The organism is Vibrio sp. M260112 (genome assembly GCF_036533775.1).
GTDB lineage: Bacteria > Pseudomonadota > Gammaproteobacteria > Enterobacterales > Vibrionaceae > Vibrio.
The window spans coordinates 257,786-283,030 of the sequence record NZ_JATABH010000001.1 but is presented as its reverse complement, the minus strand read 5'-3'; the positions used below and the strand labels follow the sequence as shown (position 1 = coordinate 283,030).

Sequence of the window (25,245 nt, the reverse complement as noted above, 5' to 3'; positions counted from 1 at the left end):
CAGTATTGGGGGCATAACGATTGGCGAGTGTTAGGGCTGTAGTTAATTGCAAAATAAAAGGCTCAAAGTTATAGAAACTTAGAGCCTTTATAAGCTATCTGCAGGATCGTTCAACCGATCATTTATCTCTTAACTGATCGGCATTAGGCACGATGCCTGCTTTTTTATCGGTGGTTAAACCGTTAACCGCAGCACTTTTTGAATTTTTTGCCGCTACCACAAATACAGGGGTCGTTACGACCGATTTTCAACTGGCTAATGGTTTGGCTCAATCGAACATCGACAGGCTTTTGTTCTTCGGGGAACGTGCCGTCGATATAGAACCAAAGGCCGCCTTCTCGAACGAATCTTGAGCGTTCTTCTAAACAGTACTGCTGGCCATCATGATTGAAAAAGGCTTTGAATGTGACAAAACCTTCGTTGTCATCCTTGCCTGACTCCGTGCCGACAACGTCTAAGCCACACCAATCACTGTTAATTGACTCAGCTATCTCGTCACGCTGCTGCGAAGCGTTGCAACTCGGGTGATATGTGTTTACCACATAGTCTACTAAGCCTTTTACGTGTGCTGAGTAGCGCGAACGCATCAATTGTTCGGGGGTTTTGGCTAGTGCATGGTTGTTATGGATAGGTTCACAACAGACGGTGTAATCTTGTGAACTGCCACAAGGACACGAACTCATAAAGACTCCAATTAATTCGTTTTAACCGATAGAAGATCAGCCGTCCATTTCACCGATGAGTCGTAACACTCGCTTAGAATGTCATGATCTAAGCCAATGTTCTCACATCGCTGATGGACTTCGTCCCACTCAGCGTGTTCGTACGCTTTGGTCAGGGTGAGAATGTCGCCAAGTATGCCTTCGTTGGCAATAATTGCGAGTTTTATCGTTTGGTCGATTGAGATTTCTTCAAGAATTTGTGCCAGTGGGCGATCTAGTAAACTGTCCAATAGCGAAAACATGCCGGTTAAGAATGCATGTCCTGGTTCGAGTTTTGCGTCAAGATTAGAGGCCAGCAGCTCACAGTATCGCGCTCTTTGAATGGACAAGCCATACAAGTAATCTGGTTTGCTATTTTGCGTAGAGGCAAGCGCGACGAGAGAAATAAACTTACGCAGTTTCTCTTCCCCTAGATACACCAGCGCTTGCTTGAAAGATTGGATTTTTGAGCAAACGATAGAAGAGGAATTAACAAAGGCCAGTAACTTATAGGACAGCGTCAGATCTTTGGTGATGAGTGCTTCAATTGCCGTGTAATCCATATCCGGTTTAGACACTTCGGTCAGTAACTGAACCACTGTCATGAAGGACGGTTCAAGCGATTTACGGCTGATCATTTCGGGTTTGCTGAAAAAGTAACCCTGAAAATAGTCAAATCCAGCGGATTTAGCTTGTTCGAACTCTTCATAGGTTTCCACTTTTTCTGCGAGAAACTCAATATTGGAACCTGCAAGTCTGAGTATAAAAATACGAGCTTTTTCGATAGAAACTTGGCGGATATCGAATTTGATCAGGGAAATGTAAGGTAAAAATGGTTTCCATTCTCTGGTTGGCACAAAATCATCGAGTGCCATCTTATAGCCAAGGGCTGACATCTCTTTAACAGCCTGCAATAACTCTTTAGTGGGGGCACAGTTTTCTAAGATTTCAACGACGAGACTGTCTGATGGGAAAAGGGTCGGTACCTTATTAATCAGGCTTTGGTAGGGGAAATTGACAAAGCCTAACTTGTCTCCCAACGTTTCATAGTGGGTAGAAAGGAAGTGATCTGACAGCAGGCGGCTTGTCGCTTGCTCAGGATCAATATCTGGAAACGTGTTTTTGGGGCCATCCCTAAACAGGAGCTCATATCCAACCGTGTGTTTATCTTTATTGAGAATGGGTTGTCTTGCTATATACGAGTGTTTCAAGGTAGTTACCGCGCTTCTTGTCTAAATTTATTGGCTCAAAATCACCGGAAAGGGTGCGGCATATTGTGCACAGGTTCAGTCACTTAACCAGAAAAAGGTCTTTGTTGTAGGTCGAAATTATTTTTGTTGTAGACCAATACTGAACCGTGAGTGTACCAGTCGCCCAACACTATTCTAGTATAGACGCGATCACCTTGTTCAAAAGTGTGAACATTCGGCCGGTGTGTATGACCATGGATCATAAGTTCTACATTGTATTCGGTCATCACTTTCTCTACTTCGCCTTGTGTCACATCCATGATGTCTAGAGATTTGGTTTTCTTGTCATCTTTGATGTCAGACTGAACTTTAGACACAATCTTCTTTTTTATGAACATTGGAATGCGATTGAAAATCCATTGCAGCCAAGGTTGGTGTACTTTGGCACGAAATTCGAGGTATTTAACGTCATCGGTACACAGGGTATCACCGTGGAGTACGACGGCCTTGGTACCATAAAGGTCTATAACGGTTTCATCGCCAAGGAGCGTAACTCCCGTCTGCTTAGCAAATCGGCGACCAACGAGAAAATCGCGATTACCCTGAGTAAAAAAGCAAGCAACGCCGTGGTCAGTGAGTCTCTTAAATTCGTCCCGTATGCTTGAGGCAAACTCGGAGTGGTCATCATCACCAATCCAGAATTCAAATAAGTCACCCAGAACATAAAGTGCATCGGCGTGGATTGCTTCCTCGCGCATAAAACGGATAAAGCATGACGTCGTTTCAGGTGTCGTCGGGGATAGGTGTAGATCAGAAATAAGTAGTGTGGTCATAGTAGATTAAAGAAGAGAGCGCAGGGCGCTCTCTTGAATCAGATTATTCTTCGATTGTTGTGCTAGTGATGAACACTTCTTCAAGCGGCACGTCTTGGTGCATGCCCATAGAACCGGTACTTACACCTTTAATTTTGTCAACGATGTCCATGCCTTCAACCACTTCTCCGAATACACAGTAACCCCAGCCATCTAGGCTTTCGCTACGGAAATCTAGGAAAGTGTTGTTGTTAACGTTGATGAAGAACTGAGAGCTGGCTGAATGCGGTTCCATAGTACGTGCCATCGCAATGGTACCTACTTTGTTGCTCAGACCGTTATTTGCTTCGTTTTTGATTGGATCACGAGTCGGTTTTTCACGAAGACCAGACTCCATACCGCCACCTTGAATCATGAAACCATCGATAACACGGTGGAACAGTGTGTTGTCGTAAAAACCATCACGGCAGTACTGTAGGAAGTTTGCGCTAGTTTCTGGTGCTTTTTCTTCATTTAGTTGAATTTTGATGTCACCAAAATTTGTGTGAAGGGTGATCATGATTTTGTCCTTTACATATGTTTTTGACTTGAAGCAAAGATTCTAGCGTAACTTTTGCGACATTAATACGTGAAAAGCGCAGGTTGAGAGCTGAGTAGCATTGCTAATGATGGCTTTTTAACCGTTTGAGGGATTACCTATTAGTGCATGACTTGATATACTGGCTCACTATTTTGATTCACTGGAAATATTAGAAAGAGATCATGTTAAAGATATACAACACACTCACAAGACAGAAAGAGGAATTCAAACCAATCAATGCCGGTAAAATCGGCATGTATGTCTGTGGAGTAACCATCTATGATCTCTGTCATATTGGCCACGGTCGTACCTTTGTTTCTTTTGATGTTGTCTCTCGTTACCTGCGTTACCTAGGTTATGACCTAACGTTTGTTCGCAATATTACCGACATTGATGACAAAATTATCAAACGTGCCAACGAAAACGGTGAAAGCTGTGATTCATTAACGGAACGTCTGATTGGTGAAATGCACGCTGATTTTGATGCATTGAACATGAAGCGTCCTGATGTTGAGCCGCGTGCGACAGAATTTATTGCAGAAATCATTGAACTGGTTGAAAAACTTATCGAGCGTGGTTTTGCTTATGTAGCCAGCAACGGCGACGTTATGTTCGAAGTTAAGAAGTTCGATGAATACGGTAAGCTATCAAAGCAAGATCTTGACCAACTTCAAGCGGGCGCACGTGTTGATGTAGAAAGCGCAAAACGCAGTCCGCTTGACTTTGTGTTGTGGAAAATGTCGAAACCGGGTGAACCAACTTGGGAATCACCTTGGGGCCCTGGTCGTCCAGGTTGGCATATTGAATGTTCGGCGATGAACTCATCAATTTTGGGCAACCATTTTGATATTCACGGCGGCGGTTCTGATTTGCAGTTCCCTCACCACGAAAATGAAATTGCTCAATCATGCTGTGCTCATGGCACTCAGTACGTAAATACTTGGATGCATAGTGGTATGGTGATGGTAGACAAAGAGAAAATGTCTAAGTCGCTAGGAAACTTCTTCACCATCCGTGATGTCCTTGAACATTACGACGCTGAGACTGTTCGTTATTTCCTAATGTCAGGTCACTACCGTAGTCAACTGAACTACAGCGAAGAGAACCTCAATCAGGCTCGTGCATCTCTTGAGCGTTTATACACGGCTCTGCGTGGATTGGATCTGGCAACGCCAGCCGCTGGTGGAGAGGAGTATGTTACTCGCTTTGCAGAAGCAATGAATGACGACTTCAATACACCAGAAGCTTACTCAGTGCTGTTTGATATGGCGCGTGAGATCAACCGTCTTAAAACTGAAGACTTATCGGCGGCAAGTGCTTTAGGCTCATTGATGCGCGAACTCGCGGATGTGATTGGTATCTTACACCAAGATCCTGAAGCGTTCCTTAAGGGTGACGCTGGCAACGATGGTGAAGTGGCAGAGATTGAAGCGCTGATTAAGCTACGTAACGATAGCCGTGCTTCAAAAGATTGGGCGAATGCAGATATGGCTCGAGACAAGCTAAACGAGATGGGTATCGTGCTAGAAGATGGTCCAGAGGGCACCACTTGGCGTCGTAAGTGATAGATCTCGATGCGATTGATGCCTTGTTCAGTTTTAAACCTGTGGGTGAGCGTTAAGTTGATCGCATTGGTATAGCAATTTTCTAAGGGCTGTTTATTCAGCCCTTTTGTTTATTTTTTTGATTATTTTGATGGGTAAAAACAGTGGCTCAGATGTACTTCTACTACTCTGCAATGAATGCGGGTAAATCAACCACTCTTCTTCAATCTTCGTTTAACTACCAAGAGCGAGGAATGACACCAGTTATTTTTACCGCTGCGTTAGACAATCGTTACGGTGTCGGTAAAGTCAGTTCACGTATTGGTTTACAGTCGGATGCGCATCTGTACAACTCTGCGACCAATCTCTATCAGGAAATTTCTAGCCTTAATGAAGTCGAGAAGCGTCACTGCATCTTGGTCGATGAGTGTCAGTTCCTGAGCAAAGAGCAAGTTTACCAATTGACCGAAGTGGTTGATAAACTTCATATTCCAGTGTTGTGCTACGGATTGAGAACCGATTTCTTAGGTGAGCTGTTTGAGGGGAGCAAATACTTGCTGTCTTGGGCAGACAAGCTTGTAGAACTAAAAACGATTTGTCACTGTGGCCGCAAAGCTAACATGGTCATCCGTACGGATGAAAATGGTGTTGCGATTGCGGAAGGCGATCAGGTTGCGATTGGTGGCAATGATAAATATGTTTCTGTCTGTCGTCAGCACTATAAAGAAGCGCTAGGTAAGTAGCGTAGCAGATACAAAAAACGGAGCGCTAGCTCCGTTTTTTGTGTGTATTCGATAATCTGAGATTAACGAGCACGGAAGACGATGCGACCTTTAGATAGATCGTATGGAGTCATCTCTACAGTTACTTTGTCACCAGTAAGAATACGGATGTAGTTCTTACGCATTTTACCAGAGATGTGAGCAGTAACTACGTGGCCGTTTTCTAGCTCAACACGGAACATTGTGTTTGGAAGAGTATCAAGGACAGTGCCTTGCATCTCAATTACGTCTTCTTTAGCCATTTAATCCTCTTTTCAAAATGGACAATTCCAACCGGCGCACAATGCCGATCAAAATGAATTATGTAAAGTTGGGGCGTATTCTACCCTTGCCAACGCTGATTTACTAGCCTTTGATGACGCTGAAAACGGACTTTATAGTTCATCGCCGGACATTCATCAATTTGATAGCCCAAATAGAGCCACTGCTTACCTTGCTCAATACAGTATTCAGCTTGGAATAATACCGCTAAGGTACCTAAGGATAATGAGTGTTCAGGTTCAAAAAAGGTGTAAAACGCACTGGCGCTATTCGACAAGATATCTGTCACAGCGATAGCGACAAGTTGTTGCTCTTGGTAAATATGGAGAAACTGAGTGTTTAACCAATTGCATTTCGAAAACTGAGCAAACTCCTCTTTTTTAGGAGGGTACATTGAGCCACTTTTATGGCGAGACTCAATATAACGGGCATATAAATCAAACCAGTTATCGTCCATCCTCTCTTTCAATTGCCATTGATATTGAGCCGCTTTTTTTAATAGGCGCTTTTGATTGCGTGATGGTTCAAAATCTGGAATAGACAGGCGTAGCGCTTGGCAGGATTGGCACTGATCACAATGGGGTTTATAGATCGTATCACCACTACGTCTAAAGCCGTTAGCTAACAGTACCTCATAGCTAGAGCCGCAATGCATGGCAGGATCAAGTGCGACAGCAACGCGTTCCTGACGATCGGCTAAATAGCTGCAAGGATGACTGTCAGTCAATCCAATGCGGATTTGTTGCAGATCAGAACTCATTTATCTCCTCATATTTCACAAGTGAGCCACTGGTTGTTAAAACAACCTTCAATAACAGGTTGGTTCTTAAATGATAGCAGTCTTTGCATGAAATCTTCACGCTGCAACTCAATAGCGCCAAGTGATTTTAGGTGGGCATTCATGACTTGGCAGTCAATCAGTTCCCCTGCATGTTTTTGAAAGTGGTCGCATAAATACCATAAGGCAATCTTAGATGCGTTGGTTTTTAAACTAAACATCGACTCACCACAAAATAGTTTACCGATTGAAAGACCATAAAGTCCACCTATCAACTCTTCCTGATGCCAAACCTCGACGGAATGACAGTGACCCGATTTCGCCAGTTGTTTATAGGCATCCCGCATATCTTCATTAAGCCAAGTTTCATCCTCATGACGAGTCGAGGCACACAAGTCGATGACACGTTCTGTTGCTTGATTAATACTGACTTTATACTGATGCTTTCGCTGAAATTTTTTGAGACTTTTTGCTGGTTCAAATGTCTTAGGATTAAAGACTGCTCTTGGCGAAGGGCTCCACCAGAGAATCGGTTCTCCAGGGCCGTACCATGGGAAAATGCCATTTTGGTAGGCCAAAAGTAATCTGTCTGGTTGTAGATCGCCGCCAAAAGCGAGCAGGCCATTTGGATCGGCCAGTGCTTCCAAAGGCGAGGGGAACCAGAGTTCATCACAGTTAAGTTCAGTCAGATATATCGCCATGAATAAATAGAGGAAACAAGAATGAAGAAGTTGTTATGGATCATATTGGTTTTTCCCTTGATTGCCAATGCAGCTTACCAAAGAAATACCGCTCGGCCAGTCAACGAAGTGGTGTTTGGTCAAGTTGATACGGTGCGATATATCACCCAGCAAGAGATCGTCAAATCACAAGGTTCAGGATGGGAAACACTGCTTGGTGCCGTGGTTGGTGGAGTTGTTGATTGAAACCGAGCAGGGGAAGTTAATCGATGTAATTCAGGACATAGACAGCCGTATGCTGTTTGAAAAGGGCGATAAAGTTCGCATTCTATATTTTGATGATGGCGTTAGGGTCGATAAAGAGTATTGATGTTCATAATAGGCACCAAAGTCCCGACGACATATTTATTCAGTTTAATTGTGACTTTGCTCTGGTTTTACTAAGGCTTTTTAGATAGGCTGCAAGTACGAAGAATTTTTCATCATCTCGTTTAGGAAGACGGGCTGAGCAAGGAACATCAATTTAAATGGAAAGCCTTACGTTACAACCTATCAATAAAGTCAATGGTGAGGTCAACTTACCGGGTTCAAAAAGTGTTTCAAATCGTGCGTTACTTCTCGCAGCCTTAGCAAGTGGTACAACACGATTAACGAATTTGCTCGATAGCGACGATATTCGTCATATGCTGAATGCACTGAGCAAGTTAGGCGTGTCTTACCGTCTATCTGATGACAAAACTGTGTGTGAAGTCGAAGGTTTAGGTAAGCCTTTTCAAGCGACACAAGCACTAGAACTGTTTTTAGGCAACGCAGGTACAGCGATGCGTCCCCTTGCTGCCGCATTGTGTTTAGGTGAGGGAGAGTTCATCTTGACGGGTGAACCTCGTATGAAGGAGCGTCCTATTGGTCACTTGGTTGATGCATTGCGTCAAGCGGGGGCTAAAATTGAGTACCTAGAAAACGAAAACTACCCACCACTCAAAATCTTCGGCACGGGCCTGAAAGGCGAAATGGTCGAGATTGATGGCTCGATTTCAAGTCAGTTCTTAACTGCTTTCTTAATGTCGGCACCACTTGCTCAGGGTGATGTAACGATCAAAATCGTTGGTGAATTGGTATCAAAACCATACATCGATATCACGTTGCACATCATGGCTCAGTTTGGCGTTGAAGTAGAAAATAACGACTACCAAGAGTTTGTTATCCGTCATGGTCAACACTATGTTGCACCGGGGGATTTCTTAGTTGAAGGTGACGCGTCATCGGCATCTTACTTCCTAGCGGCGGCTGCGATCAAAGGCGGCGAGATTAAAGTGACAGGTATTGGTAAGACGAGTATTCAAGGTGATATTCAGTTTGCAGATGCTCTTGAAAAAATGGGTGCTGAGATTGAGTGGGGTGATGACTACGTTATCTCCCGCGTGGGTGAGCTTAAAGCGGTCGATATGGATTTCAACCATATTCCTGATGCGGCAATGACTATCGCAACCACTGCACTATTTGCCAAAGGTACCACCACGATTCGCAATGTGTATAACTGGCGCGTTAAGGAAACCGATCGTTTGGCCGCGATGGCGACTGAGTTACGTAAAGTCGGTGCTGAAGTGGAAGAGGGTGAAGATTACCTGATTGTGACACCTCCGGAACAACTTATCCACGCTGCGATCGATACCTACGATGATCACCGTATGGCAATGTGTTTCTCCCTTGTTGCACTCAGCGATACACCGGTAACCATTAACGATCCAAAGTGTACGTCAAAAACTTTCCCTGATTACTTTGACAAGTTGGAAGGGTTAAGTTCGTAGAGCGCTTTGCTTGTTGAGAGCTGGAACGGACTGCGTCCTTCGTGAATCTAGAACGCTTCGCTGCGAGTTCGGACTTCGTCCTTCGAGAGGTGCTTGTGGTGATTGAGTCGAAAGTTGTAGGCAGTACTGGCTGATATTAAAACTTAATTGTCTCGCTTCTCGCTTCTCGCTTCTCGCTTCTCGCTTCTCGCTTCTCGCTTCTCGCTTCTCGCTTCTCGCTTCTCGCTTCTCGCTTCTCGCTACTTCTCTAAAGTAAACTCTTTCGACAAGTGATGTGCTAAGTACTTAAACATATTAAAAACAGCCGTTGTCTTCGTTGTTGGTAATCCATTGTCATCAAGAAAATAATTTCCTTTGAACACTAAGACGTCGTCTTTTTCTTCAACGCTGTCGGCTCGCATGCCATCAATGTAATCATCGTGTTCTTGGATGATGTGATTAGCAATCATGAGAAGCTCAAGTTGTGAAACGACTTTTTTTTCGCTCATTGGGGGATACCTTTGTAGATGATTTCTTCTAATTGAAGAGGTTTGCTGAAAATTGTATGAATAATGACGATAAAATCAATTGCGATAGATCAATCGCACTGCGGACACTGAAGCGCTGAAGCTTGTGGATTTTGTGACTGGTGGCAAAAAACCTTATCTAAAGTTGGCATCGTAGATCTTATGCCGTTTAGTATGTGGCGTTTTCATAAGTTGCCCGAATCAATCGCGCATTATTTTGTCGTTTGGTAATGCTTACCATTTCTAAGACATCGCTGCATTGTCGAGCAGTCAATGTAGAAATTAAAAAAAGATATTGATCTTCTTGCAATCTCGCTCAATAGTAAAAAAGAAGCAAAGTATTAAGTATATCGTGCGATATGTATCGCACTTGATAAAGGACACTTGAGTCAATTATGGGTAAGTCACTGGTTATTGTGGAGTCGCCTGCTAAGGCGAAGACCATCAATAAGTATTTAGGTAAGGACTTTATTGTAAAGTCCAGTGTAGGTCACGTACGTGATCTACCGACTGCTGGTCAAAGCACGGGCCAAAAAGCTGCGGCCGTATCAACCACAGGCTTAAGTGCTGAAGAAAAAGCGCGCATCAAGAAAGAAAAAGATCGTAAGTCACTGATTAAAAAAATGGGCATTGACCCATACCATGGCTGGGAAGCGAACTATCAAATTCTGCCGGGCAAAGAAAAAGTCGTTGCAGAATTACAGAAGTTAGCCAAAGACGCAGATTGCGTTTACCTAGCAACCGATTTAGACCGCGAGGGAGAGGCTATCGCTTGGCACCTTCGTGAGATCATCGGTGGCGATGAAGAGCGATACAAACGCGTTGTATTCAACGAAATTACTAAAAATGCTATCCAACAAGCGTTCGAAAAACCGGGCGAATTGAGCATGGATGGCGTTAATGCGCAACAAGCACGTCGTTTCATGGACCGTGTGGTGGGCTTTATGGTCTCGCCACTACTGTGGAAGAAAGTCGCACGTGGTTTGTCTGCTGGCCGTGTTCAGTCCGTTGCAGTAAAGCTATTGGTTGAACGTGAGCGTGAAATCAAAGCGTTTATTCCAGAAGAGTTTTGGGATATCCATGCTGATACTAAAACGCAAGACAAAACAGACTTCCGCCTGCAAGTCGCGCAGAAAGATGGTGTTGCGTTTAAACCGGTTAACGAAGCCGAAACTAAAGCGGCTATTGCTGTGCTTGAAAAAGCGCGCTACGAAGTGTGTAAGCGTGAAGATCGACCTACATCAAGCAAACCATCCGCACCATTTATTACATCTACGCTGCAACAGGCTGCCAGTACGCGCCTAGGTTACGGTGTTAAGAAAACCATGATGCTCGCTCAGCGTCTTTACGAAGCGGGTTACATCACTTATATGCGTACCGACTCTACAAACCTGAGTGCGGAAGCGGTTGAGACTGTGCGTGGTTATATCGGTAATGAGTTTGGTGAGGCATACCTTCCTGCGAAGCCAAATGTCTATGGCAGTAAGCAAGGTGCTCAAGAAGCGCACGAGGCGATTCGTCCATCCGATGTCTCTGTGAAGTCAGAAGATCTTCAAGCAATGGAAGCCGATGCGCACAAGCTATATTCATTGATTTGGAACCAGTTTGTTGCCTGTCAAATGACCCCAGCTCAGTACGACTCCACCACGGTAAGTGTAAAAGCTGAGGAGTACACCCTCAAAGCTAAAGGTCGTATTCTTAAGTTTGATGGCTGGACTCGTGTTCAACGTCCACTTGGCAAGAACGAAGACCAGATCCTACCTGCGGTTCAAGTTGGCGACAGTATCGAATTGGTCAATCTTGATCCTAAGCGACACTTTACTAAGCCGCCAGCGCGTTTTACAGAAGCTGCTTTGGTAAAAGAGCTTGAGAAACGTGGTATTGGTCGTCCATCGACCTATGCATCAATCATCTCTACGATTCAGGATCGTGGTTACGTTAAGGTTGAACAACGTCGTTTCTATGCAGAGAAGATGGGTGAGATCGTTACAGACCGTCTAGATGGTAGTTTTGATGACCTGATGAACTATGAGTTCACGTCTCGTATGGAAGAGAAGCTTGACCAAATCGCTGAAGGTGAAGCGAATTGGAAAGGCGTACTTGACGACTTCTTTAATGACTTCACGAGCGATCTTGAAAAAGCTGAGCAGGATGAAGATCAAGGCGGCATGAAGCCTAACCACATCGTATACACAGATATCGAATGTCCGACATGTTCGCGTCCTATGGGTATTCGTACTGCATCTACCGGCGTGTTCCTTGGTTGTTCTGGCTATGCACTACCGCCTAAAGAGCGTTGTAAGACAACGATCAACTTGGGTGACGAAGACGGCATTATCAATGTTCTCGAAGAGGACGTTGAAACAGCGGCTCTACGAGCTAAGAAACGTTGTCCGATTTGCGAAACCGCGATGGATGCGTATCTGATTGACGATAAACGTAAAATGCACGTTTGTGGTAACAACCCAAATTGTGATGGTTACGTTGTTGAGCATGGTGAGTTCAAAGTGAAAGGGTACGATGGCCCTGTTGTCGAGTGTGACAAGTGTGGCAGTGATATGGTGCTCAAGAACGGTCGATTCGGCAAGTACATGGATTGTACGAGTGAAGAGTGTAAGAACACACGTAAGATCCTGAAAAACGGAGAAGTCGCGCCACCGAAAGAGGACCCTGTTCATTTGCCAGAACTGCCATGTGAGAACTCAGATGCTTACTTCGTACTTCGCGATGGTGCGTCAGGTTTGTTCCTAGCGGCGAGTACCTTCCCTAAATCACGTGAAACACGTGCACCTCTAGTGGAAGAACTGGTGCGTTTTAAAGATCGTCTTTCAGCCAAGTTCCATTACTTAACGGAAGCCCCAGAAAAAGATCCTGATGGTTTACCAATGGTGGTTCGTTTTAGTCGTAAGTCAAAAGAGAACTATGTCCGTACTGAAGTCGACGGTAAGCCTACCGGCTACACTGCACTTTATGTGGACGGTAAGTGGGAAATTACTGATAAGCGCAAGAAACCTGCAAAAAGCAAGTAGGGTATAGAATACGAAAGGCAGCCGATAATGGCTGCCTTTTCTTTTAGACGAACGCTTGTCTGTTTTCATATTTATGAGATCAATATACAATTATTCACCTATTGGTTGTTAATATATTGTGATTCTCAGTCTGTCTTTTGACATTATTATCTCTAGCTTCTATTGATTTAGAAGAATAACGGGAAGGGTACCATGAGACAGAGATTAAGGCTTCTAAGTATCATTATCGCAGGTAGCTTGGTTTTGGTTATAGCCGCTTTTAGTATCTCAAAACGAGTGCTAGATAGCGTGATTGAGGGATTGCTATGGGAGTTTGCTCAAGTCTCTGCCAAACATGACGCCGAAGTGTTAAAGCCTATAACGGCTCAGTCCGAGATCGTAAAACAGTTGGCTACTCACCCCAATATCACTTCATGGGCGCAAAACAGCGAAGATTCAGTCTACCTAGCCGTTGCAGAAGATACACTTGAACAATTTCGTTGGCGGCTGGCGTCCAAAAATTTCTTCGTCGCCTTAGATCAGAACCTGTCTTATCACTACAACGATGTAAATAGCATCCGCCAAGGAACTTTCTTTCGCCACTATCTGGATCCAGATGCGATTACCGATAAATGGTTTTTCGAGCAGAAGTCGAGCGGAATCGATCTCTCCGTCAATATCGCTCATGATGTACATCTGGGATTAACCAAGATCTGGATTAATCAGACCATAGAAAAGAACGGTCAGTTTTTAGGTATTCTCGGCACTGGTATCGATTTCACGGAACTGATCGAGCCGTTTCATAACTCACAACCCACAGGGATAGAAACCTACTTTATTGATGAACAGATGAGGATCCAACTGGTCCTAAGCGTCGATTCTGTTCAATACCCACTGCGTGATAGCCGTTCAAGGAAACCCCTGCTCAGCAGTGTAATTAGCAATGATAAAGATTATCAAGCGCTCGAAAAACTGATGAAGTTGCAGAAGGAAGGTCAAGAAGCACAAGTGCTGATGGTTAACCAAGGTGGTGGGCGAGCCGCTGTTGCGATTTATTACATCGAGTCTCTAGGGTGGTATGAAGTGACCTTTGTCAGTATTGATGCGATAGTGCCGACATGGGTGAATACCCAACTCTATTTCCCACTGCTTGCTGTAACCTTAATCGTCGCAATTCTTCTCTTTGGTTGGCTAGTCAAGCACTGGTTAGTCCCTCGAGAATATTGGAATCAGCGCATTTATCGACTTGTGCAAGACAACTCGACTGGCCAAGATGGCGCTTCACTTAATCTTGAACAGTGCTTTGATGTGCTTGAGCATGAGTTACAAAATAGTCGCAAGGGATTAGATAATATGGTTGCGTCTAGAACGGCGATACTGGATGAGCTGTCAACATTTGATGTTTTGACCCAGATACATAACCGTAGAGGTCTGGAAAAAGAACTCAGTGCTGAGTTAGCGCGCTCTTCTCGTGAACAGTATCAGTTTGGTTTGTTGTGGATTGACGCTGGAATTAAGGTGCAATCTGACTCCGAAGAAGAGAGTCATCAATACCAAAATGCTTTGCAGTTGGTGGCTCGAGGCTTGCAACGAGCGATTCGGGAGTACGATGTGGCGGCAAGATGGGCGGAAGATGAGTTTTTGGTGTTGGTTAGATGTGGTCAAACTAGGACGTTAGAATGCATCGCCGAGCGCATTAAGCAGTATGTCGATTCACATCAAGATAGTGACACCATTCATTCCCACCATTTGATCAGACTTTCTATTGGTGGAGCACTTATTCAACCTCAGATGAGTTTGCAACAGGCTCTCGCGTTGGCAGACAGTTCATTGTTTCTGGCACAGTCCAACCAATCGACGATTCACATTCATACGGTGTCAAGTGAAAGGCAAACGGCTTGATTTACGTGGGTTTCAACCCTAGGTAATACCCTGATTACATTCACCTAAGCTATTCGAGCGAAGTCACGTTAATGTAGTTAATTTGTTGTTTGTTTGTGAGCTTGTGGCGAGATAGTGTGAGCTATCGCAGAGCGCTGCAAAGCAACAATTGTGAGCTCCAAAGGACGGCATGTTTTAAATTGTAATCTTCCTGAAATACGATAACTTATAATAATCCTTTTACGCCAAGAACTAGGCTTAGAGTCTTGCGCGGCAGCGATTGTTATGCCCATTCCTACGAGGAACCGGAGTGGACTAAAGGAATTAGATGAGCCCCCCTAAATAAAGGCTCATTACACAATAAATAAAATGGAGAGAATTAAATGGCTGGTGTTTTGGGAATGATCCTTGCTGGTGGAGAAGGCTCGCGCCTGCGCCCACTGACGGAGTCTCGCAGTAAACCCTCGGTGCCTTTTGGCGGTAGCTACCGTCTTATCGACTTTGCACTAAATAACTTTGTTAATGCTGACCTAATGCGTATCTACGTGTTAACACAGTTCAAATCTCAATCTTTGTTTCACCACCTAAAGAAAGGTTGGAATATCAACGGTATTACCGACCGTTTTATTGACCCTATTCCAGCACAGATGCGTACCGGGAAGCGTTGGTACGAAGGTACGGCGGATGCTATCTACCAAAACCTTGGCTTTATGGAGTTGTCTGAACCGGATCAAGTTTGTATTTTTGGTTCAGACCACATCTACAAGATGGATATCAAGCAAATGCTTGATTACCACAAAGAAAAGCAAGCTTCGCTTACCGTTTCTGCTTTACGTATGCCTTTAAGTGAAGCGTCTCAATTTGGTGTCATTGAAGTCGATGCTGAAGGGCGAATGGTAGGTTTTGAAGAAAAACCAGCGTACCCGAAATCTATCCCTGGCGATCCAGAATACGCGTTAGTATCTATGGGTAACTATGTATTTGAAGCACAGACGCTTTTTGCTGAGCTGATTGAAGATGCAGATAACCCAGACTCAACTCATGACTTCGGCAAGGATATCATTCCAAAAATGTTCCCTCGCGGCGATGTGTTCGTGTATGACTTCAGCACCAACCGCATTACTGGCGAGAAAGAAGAAGTGTATTGGCGTGATGTCGGTACGATTGACGCATATTGGCAGGCTCATATGGATCTGCTCGCGAAGGACGCGCCTTTCTCGCTGTATAACCGTAAATGGCCTCTCCACACCTATTATCCACCGCTACCACCGGCAACGTTTACTGACTCTGACAATGGTCGAGTACAAATTATCGATAGTCTTGTGTGCAGCGGTAGCTATGTTCGCGGTTCGAGAATTGAAAAATCGGTACTCGGCTTCCGCAGCAACATCGCCTCTGCGTGTGACATTAGCGAAAGTATCCTACTGGGTGATGTTAAGGTCGGTGAGGGCTGTGTATTGCGCCGCGTGATCGTCGATAAGGATGCGGATATTGCACCGGGTACCCAAATTGGTGTAAACCTATCGGAAGATAAGAAACACTACCATGTATCGGAAGAGGGTATCGTTGTCATTCCAAAAGGAGCACGTATTGGCTACTAAGAATCTATCCATTCTATTTGTAGCATCGGAAGTTGAAGGGTTAATCAAAAGCGGTGGCTTGGCAGATGTTGCCAAGGCGCTGCCTGAAGCATTGCTCACATTACAGCAAGATGTTCGTATCACTCTACCCGCATACCAGAAAGTAGCGGGCATTGATCAAGCTCCAGTTCTACTGGACACACAGCTTGAATATTGGCCGCACACACCGTATCGAGTTAAACAACTCGAAATCGCGGGAATACCTGTCTACGCGATTGATTGCGAAGAGTACTTCAACCGCTCGGAAATGTACGCGGAGAACAACCAAGCGTATCAAGACAACGGTGAAAGGTTTGCTTTCTTTAGTGCCGCGTGCCTCGATATGCTACCGAAACTTGGCTTTCAACCAGATATCGTTCACGCCAATGACTGGCATACTGGGTTTGTTCCCTACTTACTGAAACACCGCTACGGAGCGGATACGTTTTTTTCATCGACGAAAAGTGTACTCTCGGTGCATAACGCCGTATTTAAAGGGGTGTTTAGCTATGATGAGTTACAGAATCTACCAGAGATGCACACACGCTACGCTGGTGATGCGGCTGTGAGTGACACCCATGTAACCATGCTAAAAGCGGGCGTTATGTGTGCGGATAAGATTAATGCCGTGAGTCCTACTTATGCACAGGAACTAAAAACTGAGTTGGGTAGCCATGGTATGGCGGCGGAATTTCAGCACAGAGCCGAGGATTTAGTCGGGATACTAAATGGTTGTGACTACTCGGCATGGAACCCTCAAACCGATCCTTCTTTGCCTGTGAACTACAAAGCAACGCGACAAAGCATGGTACGAGGGAAGAAAGCGTGTAAGAAAGAACTTCAGCAACGTGTTGGTTTAGAAGCGTGTGATGTAGCTGTATATGGCATGGTCTGTCGCCTAACGCACCAGAAAGGTATCCACTATCTAATCCCGGTTCTGGATGCTTTCTTGAAGCATCAAGTTCAGGTGGTCATCGTTGGTACTGGAGACCCTGTCTTGGCGGCGCAGCTAAAAGAGATTGAAGCGTTACACAGCGATAAATTCGTCTTTGTCGAGGCCTACGATAATGACCTTGCTCATTTGGTCGAGGCGGGCTCTGACTTCTTTATCATGCCTTCTGAATTTGAACCGTGTGGGTTGAATCAAATTTATAGTATGGCTTATGGCACGTTACCCATTGTCCGTGGCGTCGGGGGATTGCGTGATAGTGTCAATGATTACGACGAAGGACCCAATACGGCGACTGGTTTTGTTTTTCAACAACCTGAGCCGAGTGAGTTATTAAACGTTCTACAGCGTTCACTCTTACTATATGCCCAACAGCCGAATGAAGTTAAACGCGTTCAATTGTATGCGATGGAACAAAACTTCTGTTGGTCTAAAGCGGCTGAAGAGTATATCAACCTGTATCGGTCGGCCCTTCACGCTTAATCTTTCTAAAGGCGTCATTTCGACGCCTTTTTCAATGATATTTACATTTTTGACCAGAGAATGACGGATAAATGGAGTTGTTGGACTTAAATCCTTCTAGGATTATGGTAATCTCCTAAGCCAAGATTTTGAACCTAAGTGGCCCTTGTCTGATATGAGCGATACCCTGTTATTCCACAAAACGTTTGCCCACCCTACTAGCGACGAGTGGGTTGTCTTTGTGCATGGTGCTGGGGGAAGTTCATCGATTTGGTTTAAACAAATCAAAGCGTACAGGAAGCATTTCAATCTATTGTTGATTGATCTTCGCGGTCATGGCAAATCGAATCAGTTGCTCAAAGAGCTGATTGCAAACCGCTATACCTTCAAAGCCGTGACCATGGATATTCTCAAGGTACTTGATCACCTAAAGATTCGTTCAGCCCATTTTGTGGGTATGTCGTTGGGTACCATTATTGTCCGTAATATCGCAGAGTTATCGATGGACAGAGTGAATTCAATGGTGCTGGGAGGCGCTGTAACGCGTCTTAATACACGCTCTCAAGTGTTGGTCAAACTAGGTAACCTTTGTAAGCACATTGTTCCTTACATGTGGTTATACAGCCTTTTTGCCTATATCGTGATGCCTCAACGTATGCAAAAAGAATCACGTCACTTATTTATCCGTGAAGCCAAAAAGTTATGCCAAAAAGAGTTCAAGCGTTGGTTTATTCTTACCGCTGAAGTTAATCCGTTGATGCGATACTTCAAGGATCGTGAGTTACCCATCCCAACGCTATACTTGATGGGCGAGCGTGACTACATGTTCATTCAACCGGTCAAAGAGATGGTTGCCGCTCACCGCAAAAGCCAATTACTTGAAATCGCTGGTTGTGGTCACGTCTGTAATGTTGAAAGGCCTGATGAATTTAACCAACACTCGATAGCCTTTATTCAGCAACAAATCGAAGCCAAATAGAGTTAGGGCGCACAGGCGCCGCACTTCCAGCACAAACCGAATTGAGCTTCGTTTTGTTCACTACACTCACTACACCGCCAGCTTACTCCTCTTTCAGCACGCTTAAAATCGGCAATGATTGCTTGTGCTTGAGCGAGTTGTTGCTCATCGAATAGCCAAATATACGGTTCACTGTTCTCACCAAAAGGGATCTCTCCCTGTAAACCGAATAAACCTTCGCCCCGCACCTCACAAAGGATTTGCTGTGATTTCAATAACTCACAAACGATATGTGCCTCAGGTGGTGTTGTCGCTGAGTAGAGGCGCATTACACGTTCCCGTTTGATGCTGAAGGCGTCGATTTGAGTTTGGCCATTATCCACTTAGCGACAACAGGGAAAAGACCTAATAAGGCAAAGGAAGCCAACACACTTGGAGAAACGATACCGGATAAGTGATCAATCTGCGCCAACTGGGTACCCGCGTTGAGGTATACCGCTGTGCCTGGCAACATACCTAACTGGCTCACCAAGTAGAATCGTAAAGTCGTAATCGGTGTTAGCCCCATCAATAGGTTGATCAAAAAGAACGGAAAAACAGGAATTAGACGTAACGAGAATAGATAAAATGATCCGTCACGTTCAACGCCTTGGTTGATTGCTGACAACTTGTCACCAAACTTCGTTTGAACCCAGTCTCTAAGAAGATAGCGGCTGCTTAAAAAAGCCAGAGTTGCGCCAATGGTACTGGCAAAAGAGACAAGGACTAAGCTTGTCCAAAAACCGAATAGGGCAGCTCCCAATAGTGTGACCACAGCAGCACCCGGAACAGAAAAGGCGGTGATGGTGACATAGGCCAAGAAATAGCTAGCGGCCGCGACAACGAAGTTATCTGCGATAAATAGAGCGAGCTCGGCTTGCTGAGCTTTAGCGTTTTCCAGAGTGAGATACTGTCCAAAATTAAGGGCTAGCAATACAACAACAAGGATGAACACAACGCCCAAAATCAGTTTTTTACTCATACAACATCTCCATCAAACATCAAAGCTAGCGAAATTAAAGTGTTAATAGACTAGAAAGGGAAAGCAAGCAGTAAATTTCACAAATAAGAAAAAAGTCAGCACTAAGGCTGACTCTTTATTGATTCGATAACTTATCTGTTAGTGATGGCTAAGCTCGTTGAGCAGCTCTTGGCGTCGATTTTGAGGAATGACGGACCAGTGAGTGCCATTGATCGCACCTTCTAATGCCCAAAGTAGCTCGATGTTAACGTCAGAAGAGTGAGTAGACTGAATCGCTTTGAATGCGTTAACTGAGCCGGTTTCTTCAAGGTTTTCGACACTTTCGATACCTGCTTTTTTGAGCATACGCTCAGTAGCTAATCGTAAGTTCGGTAAATCTTTGAGGCGACTTGGTTTCGTTTGCGATTGAGTTTTCTTCTCTTTATTTGCCGCATCAAGTGCAAGCTTGGCGAGTTCTAAGGTTTTATTGGTATCTGAACTCAAGTCATGACACAAGGCGTAGTATTTCGTTACAACGGGAAATCCGCGTTTTTTATAAACGTAAGGTTCGAGTCCTTGAGATTTAAATTGTTTAGTCAGTTCTGCGTCTGCACGAACGTGAAGTTTATCGTTGACCACGAGTGCGAACATCGTGTCATCAGCAAAAATGCCAAAGCCACCAAACATTGAACGAGACTTGATGTAGCCAAGTTGCTCAAATAATCGCATTGAGTCTTTTAGTATTGGTTTATCCATGCTGTTTATTCTCGGTGTATAGTTATACGCCACCAGTTCAGGTCCGAGAGATTAGCAAAATAATGCAGGTACTTTGTAAGTAAGGCGTCATACAACCGTTAGCAATTCGTGTATGACAAGTGCATATTTACCATCGGCAACCCCGCTACCAGACATATCATGTTTAAGGCCGGAGGCTTTGCGTCCCACCCTTTCGGAGTGGTTTGCCCTGTTCGTGGCATTGTTCGAACATTTAGAGCATAAATAAAATATGCGCAGGACATCACGCCGAAATGGAATAAGTGTGATCTTGGTTCAGTAAAAAGAGGTGAATTATCCGCTTAGCCAATAATGTGCTACCGGCTAAGCGAACGATTTGAACTATTTGTTCAAATCAAGGACGGTATTTCGTTCAACAATCTCAGGGTGCATTTCAAAAATACGCTTCTCATGCTCTTTATCTTTGATCCGCTCAAGCAAGATTTCGAATGCGTTTTTACCAACACGACGTTTTGGTTGGTGGACAGTCGTTAGTGGTGGAGAGAAGTACTCAGCCAGCTCAATATTGTCATAGCCGATGACTGACATATCTTCAGGAATTCGAATGCCTTTTTGCTGTAGACGGCTCATCAACCCCAATGCCATTGTGTCATTGAAACAAAACACAGCACTTGGCTTGTTATCCATCGCTGCAATTTTGTCTGCGGCGAGTACGGCGGTATCACACTCGAAGTTGCCTTCAAGAATCCAATCTTCATTCACCGAAAGTTCTGCTTCACTCATCGCGCGTTTGAAACCGCGAATACGCTCCTGACAGGCGGCTTTTTCAAAGTGACCACTTAGACAGGCAATATCTTTATGACCACGTTCGATCAGATATTTTGTTGCTAGGTAGCCGCCTTCTTCTGAGTTATCAATGATCTTGTCCGCTTGCGAGCTTTCAGGACCCCAGTCCATAACGACTTTAGGGATATCTTTATGGCGATCGAGCATTTCGCTCAGCTCTTCAGTAAGGTCTGAACACATGACTAAGATGCCGTCTACGCGCTTCTCTGCCAACATGCGGATGTAGTCGCGTTGTTTCTCGTAGATGCCACCAGTATTACACAAGATAAGCGTGTAGCCCTGACGGTAGCAGTAGCTTTCTACGCCATCAATCACTTCTGAAAAGAATAGGTTTGTTGATTGGGTGACCAACATACCGATTGTACGAGTCGTGTTACATTTCAAGCTACGCGCTACAGCACTTGGCGCATAGTTTAACTCGTTCACCGCTTCCATTACTTTTTCTTGAGTAGCTTCAGCAACAAAGCGTGTTTTATTAATTACGTGAGACACAGTGGTTGTTGAAACACCGGCTAGGCGAGCAACATCTTTAATAGTGGCCATAAGGTTTTGTCCTGTCGATGACTGCCAAGCAAATATATTCAAGTGTAGAATAAAATAGTCTGGCAGAAAGTATCAGAAACACAAAAACCGCCCTTATTTAGCGGTTTGTATTTGAATCGTTCATTTTTATCGTTTGCGGTCACGATTTTAGACCGCAAACTCTCAGAGAGCAAACAAAAAACGTCAAAGTTGTAGGTTTGAGCTCACAATGTGCGTTTTTTTACTCGCCTGCAAGATAGCTGCAATCTAGCTCTAAGAAAGCGCTAGTAAGGCTGGCGATTGAAGAGTAAAAACCGAAGTCATCGAGTGTCTGACACTTGGCTGAAAATTTCGGAACCCAGCTCAATAGGTGTTGCTGAATAAACGCTTCTTGCTCTTTTAACGCGTCTTCTAAATGACGTTCTTGTTCCAACTCATTTGAGCGAATAATAAGATTGCCAAGAAAGTCGAGTTCGATTGCAAGATGATCGGCTGGCTCGTTTAGATCTTTTTCAACTGCAACCCCATGTTTCGCCATGAGCTCTTCCATCTCTTTAGCTGGTGTATCGTTGAGTAATCCCGATTGACCAATGTACATAGAGGCATAAGGAAGGGCAGAGTCTCTATCTGACTTTAAAAATAGATCACAGAAATCTGCGGCGAGTTCCAATTGAGCATCTTCACGATCCATCAAGCGATTGAGCGCATCAGTGACACGGTCAATTGCAGGTTTTAAAGCGGCATTTTCACCCAAACCAGTCAAAAACGCGCGGATTTCAGCGGAATGATACTGCGCGATATTTTCCTCAGTAAGCTCATTGGCAAACAGGCTTGATAGCCACCAGTAAATCTCGGCACGTTTCTCATTAAATGCTTTAATTTCTTGCATTAGGTTCAACTCCTAAAATAACTATCTACTAGTTTAACCAATAAAAATGAATAGGGATAACGGCTTGTGTGATAAGTTACCATCAATTATGAATGAATGTTAATGAGTGGGTGACTTTTGTCTTGAATCAAGAAAAAATCATCTTTCTTAGTTTTAAAGTGATAATTACTAGAAATGTTACTATTTATGAATAGAATACAATTTTAGAGCAATTCCCAATGTAAATTAAGTGGTGTAGATGAGCTATCATGTACTAGTTGTAGAAGATGATGCAGTCACGCGTAGCAAACTCGTTGGTTACTTTAAGAACGAAGGTTATAACGTGAGTGAGGCTGAAAGCGGTGAGCAGATGCGTCATACGCTACAAAACAATGCGATTGATTTGGTGATGTTAGATATTAATCTTCCTGGTGAAGATGGATTAATGCTAACGCGCGAACTTCGCAGTCAATCTGACATTGGAATTATCCTGGTAACAGGACGCACGGATAGCATCGATAAAATTGTTGGCCTAGAAATGGGCGCAGATGATTACGTCACCAAACCGTTTGAGTTACGCGAACTTTTGGTTCGAGTTAAAAACTTATTGTGGCGTATCTCTTCTGCCCGCAACGCATCTGCAACACTAGACGCAGCGCAGCAAGACGACAATGTAGTACGTTTTGGTGAATGGACATTTGATGTTCAACGACGTGCATTAAGTCGCAATGGAGAGCCAGTAAAACTCACTAAAGCTGAGTATGAATTGCTGGTTGCACTCTCTTCATACCCTAATCAGGTATTGAGCCGTGAGCGTATTCTCAACATGATTAGCCACCGTGTCGACGCACCGAACGATCGTACCATTGATGTGCTGATAAGACGTATGCGAGCGAAAATGGAATTCGATCCAAAGAACCCTCAGATCTTTGTGACGGTTCATGGCGAAGGTTATATGTTTGCAGGCGACTAGTCGCTCTAGATGAATTAAAAAAACCGAGGCATTTGCCTCGGTTTTTACTTTACAGTGATGACAGCAAGTTGCTAAACGTTGCTCTCTGAAGCCTGCAAAGCTTTCTCTTCATAGTCTGACGCCCAGTCTCGAAGCGTCTGCCAAATACGACCCAATGTCTCGTGCCAATAACGTTCAGTTTGCTCGAGGTAGACCGCTTTTGGCGCATATTTCGCCCAGAATTCGGTTACATTCTCATGCGCTAAGTAGTTAGTTGGAGCGGCATAAGGTTTTAAACCTGCTGAGTGGAACTCATTCAGTGCACGCGTCATATGGCTTGCTGAAGTCACCACAACCAGCTTTTTGTTTGTCACAAAAGCTGCTGCTTGTCGCGCTTCTTCCCACGTATCTTTTGCTGTTTCAAGCAAAATGATGTCGGACTTAGACACACCAAGTGCGAGCGCGACTTTGGCCATCATTCGTGCATTACTCACTTCTGAACCTGCGGTGTAACCAGATAAGATAAGCTTGGCGCCTGGGTAGATGCGTAAAATTCGAATACCTTCTGTGAGGCGCATCAAACCAGAACGGCTTAACTCAGATGTTGGTGGTATTTTATCGTCGACAACGTGGCCGCTGCCCAAAACCATAACATAATCGATGGGCTCATCGACTGGGAAAAACGCCGAATATTGGCGCTCTAGTGGCATCAATAGACGAGATGAAACGGGTTGGAAGGCGATCAGGAAAATGCCAATAAAAGAGAATAGAACAACAAAGCAACCTGTCTTCTGCTTTCGAGTAAACATGATCAACATTAGCCCGAATAGGCCAATGATGAGCAGGGCCGGCAAGGGCATTAGCAAAGAAGACACAACTTTTTTCAGCTCAAACATACGAAATAGTCCGAAAAAACATCAATTGATTATATTTTAAGAGAAAGCCTCTTTATTCCTGCTTTTCTTGTGACAGAATAGCAGCACGATTAGACATGATAACTCAAGCTGCTGTGACTGAAGACCGCAATTTCGACGATATTGCCCACAAATTTGCAAAAAATATTTACGGTTCTGACAAAGGCGAGATTCGTCAAGTCATTGTTTGGGAAGATCTTCAACAGATACTTCATGCCGTAGATGGGGCGAAACAACCACTGAATGTGCTGGATGCCGGGGGCGGCTTGGCACAAATGTCACAAAAGCTTGCTAAACTCGGACATCACGTCACGTTATGTGATCTATCTTCTGAAATGCTGCAATTAGCAGAGCATGATATTGCAAATAATGAACTGCTTGCGCAGTATCGCTTCATTCATTCGCCAGTCCAATCGATTGATCAACATCTCGACACTCAAGTAGATATCGTTTTGTTTCATGCAGTCATGGAGTGGTTGGCAGACCCGAAACCGGCATTAGAAAAAGTGCTTGAGCAGGTGAGAACGGGTGGTATGGCTTCCATCATGTTTTATAACCACCATGGGCTGGTCTACAAGAATGTTGTATGTGGCAATATTCCCCATGTTCTTGATGGGATGCCGCATCGTAAGCGTTTTAAATTACAACCGCAAAAAGGCTTAAAACCCGAAGAGGTATATCAGTGGATAGAAGACGCTGGTTTTTCAATTTGCGGTAAATCTGGTATTCGTTGTTTTAGTGACTATATAGGCAATATGGAGTATATGGGCGACTACCAGTATGAAGATGTGTTGGCACTAGAAAGACAATTGTGCAGACAAGAGCCATACCTCTCGTTAGGCCGATACATACATGTATCGGCGAAAAAGAAAGATAAGCAGGACTAACA

The 25,245-nt window shown here is 44.3% G+C and carries 24 protein-coding genes, 1 pseudogene and 1 riboswitch; of the genes and pseudogenes, 11 read left to right on the top strand and 14 right to left on the bottom strand.

Translation table 11 applies throughout. The features are described from left to right. Nucleotides 1–182 precede the first annotated feature (182 nt). From QTN95_RS01160 to QTN95_RS01145, 4 genes are all read right to left on the bottom strand, one after another. The gene (locus QTN95_RS01160) at nucleotides 183–683 is read right to left on the bottom strand and encodes a YchJ family protein (RefSeq protein WP_331416033.1); all 501 of its coding nucleotides are present in this window, start codon (nucleotides 681–683) and stop codon (nucleotides 183–185) included. Nucleotides 684–694: 11 nt separating this feature from the next. Further along, nucleotides 695–1,912, bottom strand: a complete 1,218-nt coding sequence (locus tag QTN95_RS01155) for an EAL and HDOD domain-containing protein (protein ID WP_331416032.1) — start codon at nucleotides 1,910–1,912, stop codon at nucleotides 695–697. Nucleotides 1,913–1,995: 83 nt separating this feature from the next. Beyond that, nucleotides 1,996–2,724 (bottom strand): UDP-2,3-diacylglucosamine diphosphatase, encoded by a 729-nt coding sequence (gene lpxH, locus QTN95_RS01150; protein WP_331416031.1) that lies wholly within the window; start codon nucleotides 2,722–2,724, stop codon nucleotides 1,996–1,998. A gap of 43 nt (nucleotides 2,725–2,767) precedes the next feature. Then, a complete protein-coding gene (locus QTN95_RS01145) occupies nucleotides 2,768–3,262 on the bottom strand; it encodes a peptidylprolyl isomerase (RefSeq protein WP_331416030.1) in 495 nt (164 codons plus the stop codon). Nucleotides 3,263–3,465: 203 nt separating this feature from the next. Between QTN95_RS01145 and cysS the strand changes: the two genes are divergently transcribed. Both cysS and QTN95_RS01135 read left to right on the top strand, forming a co-directional pair. Beyond that, nucleotides 3,466–4,848 carry a cysteine--tRNA ligase gene (gene cysS / locus QTN95_RS01140; RefSeq protein WP_331416029.1) on the top strand — a complete coding sequence of 461 codons (1,383 nt, stop codon included), beginning with the start codon at nucleotides 3,466–3,468 and terminating at the stop codon, nucleotides 4,846–4,848. 143 nt (nucleotides 4,849–4,991) lie between these two features. After that, nucleotides 4,992–5,570, top strand: a complete 579-nt coding sequence (locus QTN95_RS01135; protein ID WP_138972400.1) for a thymidine kinase — start codon at nucleotides 4,992–4,994, stop codon at nucleotides 5,568–5,570. 62 nt (nucleotides 5,571–5,632) lie between these two features. Here QTN95_RS01135 and infA read toward each other — a convergent pair whose 3' ends face one another. The 3 genes from infA to aat form a co-directional block, all read right to left on the bottom strand. Then, nucleotides 5,633–5,851, bottom strand: coding sequence for a translation initiation factor IF-1 (gene infA / locus QTN95_RS01130; RefSeq protein WP_001040192.1), 219 nt, complete (start codon nucleotides 5,849–5,851; stop codon nucleotides 5,633–5,635). 80 nt (nucleotides 5,852–5,931) lie between these two features. Then, complete coding sequence (locus QTN95_RS01125) at nucleotides 5,932–6,630, bottom strand: arginyltransferase (protein ID WP_331416028.1); 699 nt, start codon at nucleotides 6,628–6,630, stop codon at nucleotides 5,932–5,934. 8 nt (nucleotides 6,631–6,638) lie between these two features. Further along, entirely contained in the window at nucleotides 6,639–7,349 is a 711-nt protein-coding gene (aat, locus tag QTN95_RS01120; RefSeq protein WP_138972402.1) for a leucyl/phenylalanyl-tRNA--protein transferase, read from the bottom strand. 21 nt (nucleotides 7,350–7,370) lie between these two features. Between aat and QTN95_RS01115 the strand changes: the two are divergent. Together QTN95_RS01115 and aroA are read left to right on the top strand one after the other, a co-directional pair. Then, nucleotides 7,371–7,698, top strand: a pseudogene (locus QTN95_RS01115) (glycine zipper 2TM domain-containing protein). Between the two features lie 157 nt (nucleotides 7,699–7,855). Next, complete coding sequence (gene aroA / locus QTN95_RS01110; protein ID WP_331416027.1) at nucleotides 7,856–9,136, top strand: 3-phosphoshikimate 1-carboxyvinyltransferase; 1,281 nt, start codon at nucleotides 7,856–7,858, stop codon at nucleotides 9,134–9,136. Nucleotides 9,137–9,375: 239 nt separating this feature from the next. Here the strand turns inward: aroA and QTN95_RS01105 are convergent, their stop codons facing one another. Next, the gene (locus tag QTN95_RS01105; RefSeq protein ID WP_138972405.1) at nucleotides 9,376–9,624 is read right to left on the bottom strand and encodes a YciN family protein; all 249 of its coding nucleotides are present in this window, start codon (nucleotides 9,622–9,624) and stop codon (nucleotides 9,376–9,378) included. Nucleotides 9,625–10,037: 413 nt separating this feature from the next. On the opposite strand from QTN95_RS01105, the gene topA reads away from it, so the two are divergent. The 5 genes from topA (at nucleotide 10,038) to QTN95_RS01080 (ending at nucleotide 18,540) form a co-directional block, all read left to right on the top strand. Then, nucleotides 10,038–12,671 (top strand): type I DNA topoisomerase, encoded by a 2,634-nt coding sequence (gene topA, locus QTN95_RS01100; protein ID WP_331416026.1) that lies wholly within the window; start codon nucleotides 10,038–10,040, stop codon nucleotides 12,669–12,671. 192 nt (nucleotides 12,672–12,863) lie between these two features. Continuing rightward, nucleotides 12,864–14,552, top strand: a complete 1,689-nt coding sequence (locus QTN95_RS01095) for a GGDEF domain-containing protein (RefSeq protein ID WP_331416025.1) — start codon at nucleotides 12,864–12,866, stop codon at nucleotides 14,550–14,552. Between the two features lie 362 nt (nucleotides 14,553–14,914). After that, entirely contained in the window at nucleotides 14,915–16,132 is a 1,218-nt protein-coding gene (glgC, locus tag QTN95_RS01090) for a glucose-1-phosphate adenylyltransferase (protein WP_138972408.1), read from the top strand. Next, nucleotides 16,122–17,582, top strand: coding sequence for a glycogen synthase GlgA (gene glgA, locus QTN95_RS01085; protein ID WP_331416024.1), 1,461 nt, complete (start codon nucleotides 16,122–16,124; stop codon nucleotides 17,580–17,582). Before glgC ends, glgA begins: the two co-directional genes overlap by 11 nt. 154 nt (nucleotides 17,583–17,736) lie before the next feature. Continuing rightward, complete coding sequence (locus tag QTN95_RS01080) at nucleotides 17,737–18,540, top strand: alpha/beta fold hydrolase (RefSeq protein ID WP_331416023.1); 804 nt, start codon at nucleotides 17,737–17,739, stop codon at nucleotides 18,538–18,540. Nucleotides 18,541–18,542: 2 nt separating this feature from the next. Here the strand turns inward: QTN95_RS01080 and QTN95_RS01075 are convergent, their stop codons facing one another. From QTN95_RS01075 to torD, 5 genes are all read right to left on the bottom strand, one after another. Continuing rightward, the gene (locus QTN95_RS01075; protein ID WP_331416022.1) at nucleotides 18,543–18,848 is read right to left on the bottom strand and encodes a putative signal transducing protein; all 306 of its coding nucleotides are present in this window, start codon (nucleotides 18,846–18,848) and stop codon (nucleotides 18,543–18,545) included. Beyond that, nucleotides 18,848–19,540, bottom strand: coding sequence for a TVP38/TMEM64 family protein (locus QTN95_RS01070; RefSeq protein ID WP_331416021.1), 693 nt, complete (start codon nucleotides 19,538–19,540; stop codon nucleotides 18,848–18,850). The genes QTN95_RS01075 and QTN95_RS01070 overlap by 1 nt, the downstream gene beginning before the upstream one ends. A 138-nt stretch (nucleotides 19,541–19,678) precedes the next feature. Then, nucleotides 19,679–20,275, bottom strand: a complete 597-nt coding sequence (locus QTN95_RS01065) for a TfoX/Sxy family DNA transformation protein (protein WP_331416020.1) — start codon at nucleotides 20,273–20,275, stop codon at nucleotides 19,679–19,681. Between the two features lie 132 nt (nucleotides 20,276–20,407). Next, a riboswitch (cyclic di-GMP riboswitch) is annotated at nucleotides 20,408–20,493 on the bottom strand. Nucleotides 20,494–20,635: 142 nt separating this feature from the next. Then, the gene (gene purR / locus QTN95_RS01060) at nucleotides 20,636–21,643 is read right to left on the bottom strand and encodes an HTH-type transcriptional repressor PurR (RefSeq protein WP_138972414.1); all 1,008 of its coding nucleotides are present in this window, start codon (nucleotides 21,641–21,643) and stop codon (nucleotides 20,636–20,638) included. A gap of 220 nt (nucleotides 21,644–21,863) precedes the next feature. Beyond that, on the bottom strand, nucleotides 21,864–22,511 hold the full coding sequence (gene torD / locus QTN95_RS01055; protein ID WP_331416019.1) for a molecular chaperone TorD: 648 nt from the start codon (nucleotides 22,509–22,511) through the stop codon (nucleotides 21,864–21,866). Between the two features lie 238 nt (nucleotides 22,512–22,749). Here torD and torR point away from each other — a divergent pair, with 238 nt between their 5' ends. Further along, complete coding sequence (torR, locus tag QTN95_RS01050) at nucleotides 22,750–23,463, top strand: two-component system response regulator TorR (RefSeq protein WP_138972416.1); 714 nt, start codon at nucleotides 22,750–22,752, stop codon at nucleotides 23,461–23,463. A gap of 71 nt (nucleotides 23,464–23,534) precedes the next feature. Here torR and elyC read toward each other — a convergent pair whose 3' ends face one another. Then, nucleotides 23,535–24,338 (bottom strand): envelope biogenesis factor ElyC, encoded by an 804-nt coding sequence (gene elyC / locus QTN95_RS01045; RefSeq protein ID WP_331416018.1) that lies wholly within the window; start codon nucleotides 24,336–24,338, stop codon nucleotides 23,535–23,537. Nucleotides 24,339–24,433: 95 nt separating this feature from the next. Here elyC and cmoM point away from each other — a divergent pair, with 95 nt between their 5' ends. Further along, a complete protein-coding gene (gene cmoM / locus QTN95_RS01040) occupies nucleotides 24,434–25,243 on the top strand; it encodes a tRNA uridine 5-oxyacetic acid(34) methyltransferase CmoM (protein ID WP_331416017.1) in 810 nt (269 codons plus the stop codon). Nucleotides 25,244–25,245: the final 2 nt, after the last annotated feature.

Bases quoted from the DNA above. Each gene is read 5' to 3' on its own strand.
- cysS (WP_331416029.1), top strand. From the start codon at position 3,466: ATGTTAAAGATATACAACACACTCACAAGACAGAAAGAGGAATTCAAA.
- glgC (WP_138972408.1), top strand. From the start codon at position 14,915: ATGGCTGGTGTTTTGGGAATGATCCTTGCTGGTGGAGAAGGCTCGCGC.
- cmoM (WP_331416017.1), top strand. From the start codon at position 24,434: ATGATAACTCAAGCTGCTGTGACTGAAGACCGCAATTTCGACGATATT.
- topA (WP_331416026.1), top strand. From the start codon at position 10,038: ATGGGTAAGTCACTGGTTATTGTGGAGTCGCCTGCTAAGGCGAAGACC.
- infA (WP_001040192.1), bottom strand. From the start codon at position 5,851: ATGGCTAAAGAAGACGTAATTGAGATGCAAGGCACTGTCCTTGATACT.
- torD (WP_331416019.1), bottom strand. From the start codon at position 22,511: ATGCAAGAAATTAAAGCATTTAATGAGAAACGTGCCGAGATTTACTGG.
- lpxH (WP_331416031.1), bottom strand. From the start codon at position 2,724: ATGACCACACTACTTATTTCTGATCTACACCTATCCCCGACGACACCT.
- QTN95_RS01075 (WP_331416022.1), bottom strand. From the start codon at position 18,848: ATGCGCCTCTACTCAGCGACAACACCACCTGAGGCACATATCGTTTGT.
- QTN95_RS01125 (WP_331416028.1), bottom strand. From the start codon at position 6,630: ATGAGTTCTGATCTGCAACAAATCCGCATTGGATTGACTGACAGTCAT.
- QTN95_RS01105 (WP_138972405.1), bottom strand. From the start codon at position 9,624: ATGAGCGAAAAAAAAGTCGTTTCACAACTTGAGCTTCTCATGATTGCT.
- QTN95_RS01065 (WP_331416020.1), bottom strand. From the start codon at position 20,275: ATGGATAAACCAATACTAAAAGACTCAATGCGATTATTTGAGCAACTT.
- QTN95_RS01070 (WP_331416021.1), bottom strand. From the start codon at position 19,540: ATGAGTAAAAAACTGATTTTGGGCGTTGTGTTCATCCTTGTTGTTGTA.
- QTN95_RS01160 (WP_331416033.1), bottom strand. From the start codon at position 683: ATGAGTTCGTGTCCTTGTGGCAGTTCACAAGATTACACCGTCTGTTGT.
- aroA (WP_331416027.1), top strand. From the start codon at position 7,856: ATGGAAAGCCTTACGTTACAACCTATCAATAAAGTCAATGGTGAGGTC.
- torR (WP_138972416.1), top strand. From the start codon at position 22,750: ATGAGCTATCATGTACTAGTTGTAGAAGATGATGCAGTCACGCGTAGC.
- aat (WP_138972402.1), bottom strand. From the start codon at position 7,349: ATGGCGATATATCTGACTGAACTTAACTGTGATGAACTCTGGTTCCCC.
- QTN95_RS01080 (WP_331416023.1), top strand. From the start codon at position 17,737: ATGAGCGATACCCTGTTATTCCACAAAACGTTTGCCCACCCTACTAGC.
- QTN95_RS01145 (WP_331416030.1), bottom strand. From the start codon at position 3,262: ATGATCACCCTTCACACAAATTTTGGTGACATCAAAATTCAACTAAAT.
- elyC (WP_331416018.1), bottom strand. From the start codon at position 24,338: ATGTTTGAGCTGAAAAAAGTTGTGTCTTCTTTGCTAATGCCCTTGCCG.
- QTN95_RS01095 (WP_331416025.1), top strand. From the start codon at position 12,864: ATGAGACAGAGATTAAGGCTTCTAAGTATCATTATCGCAGGTAGCTTG.
- purR (WP_138972414.1), bottom strand. From the start codon at position 21,643: ATGGCCACTATTAAAGATGTTGCTCGCCTAGCCGGTGTTTCAACAACC.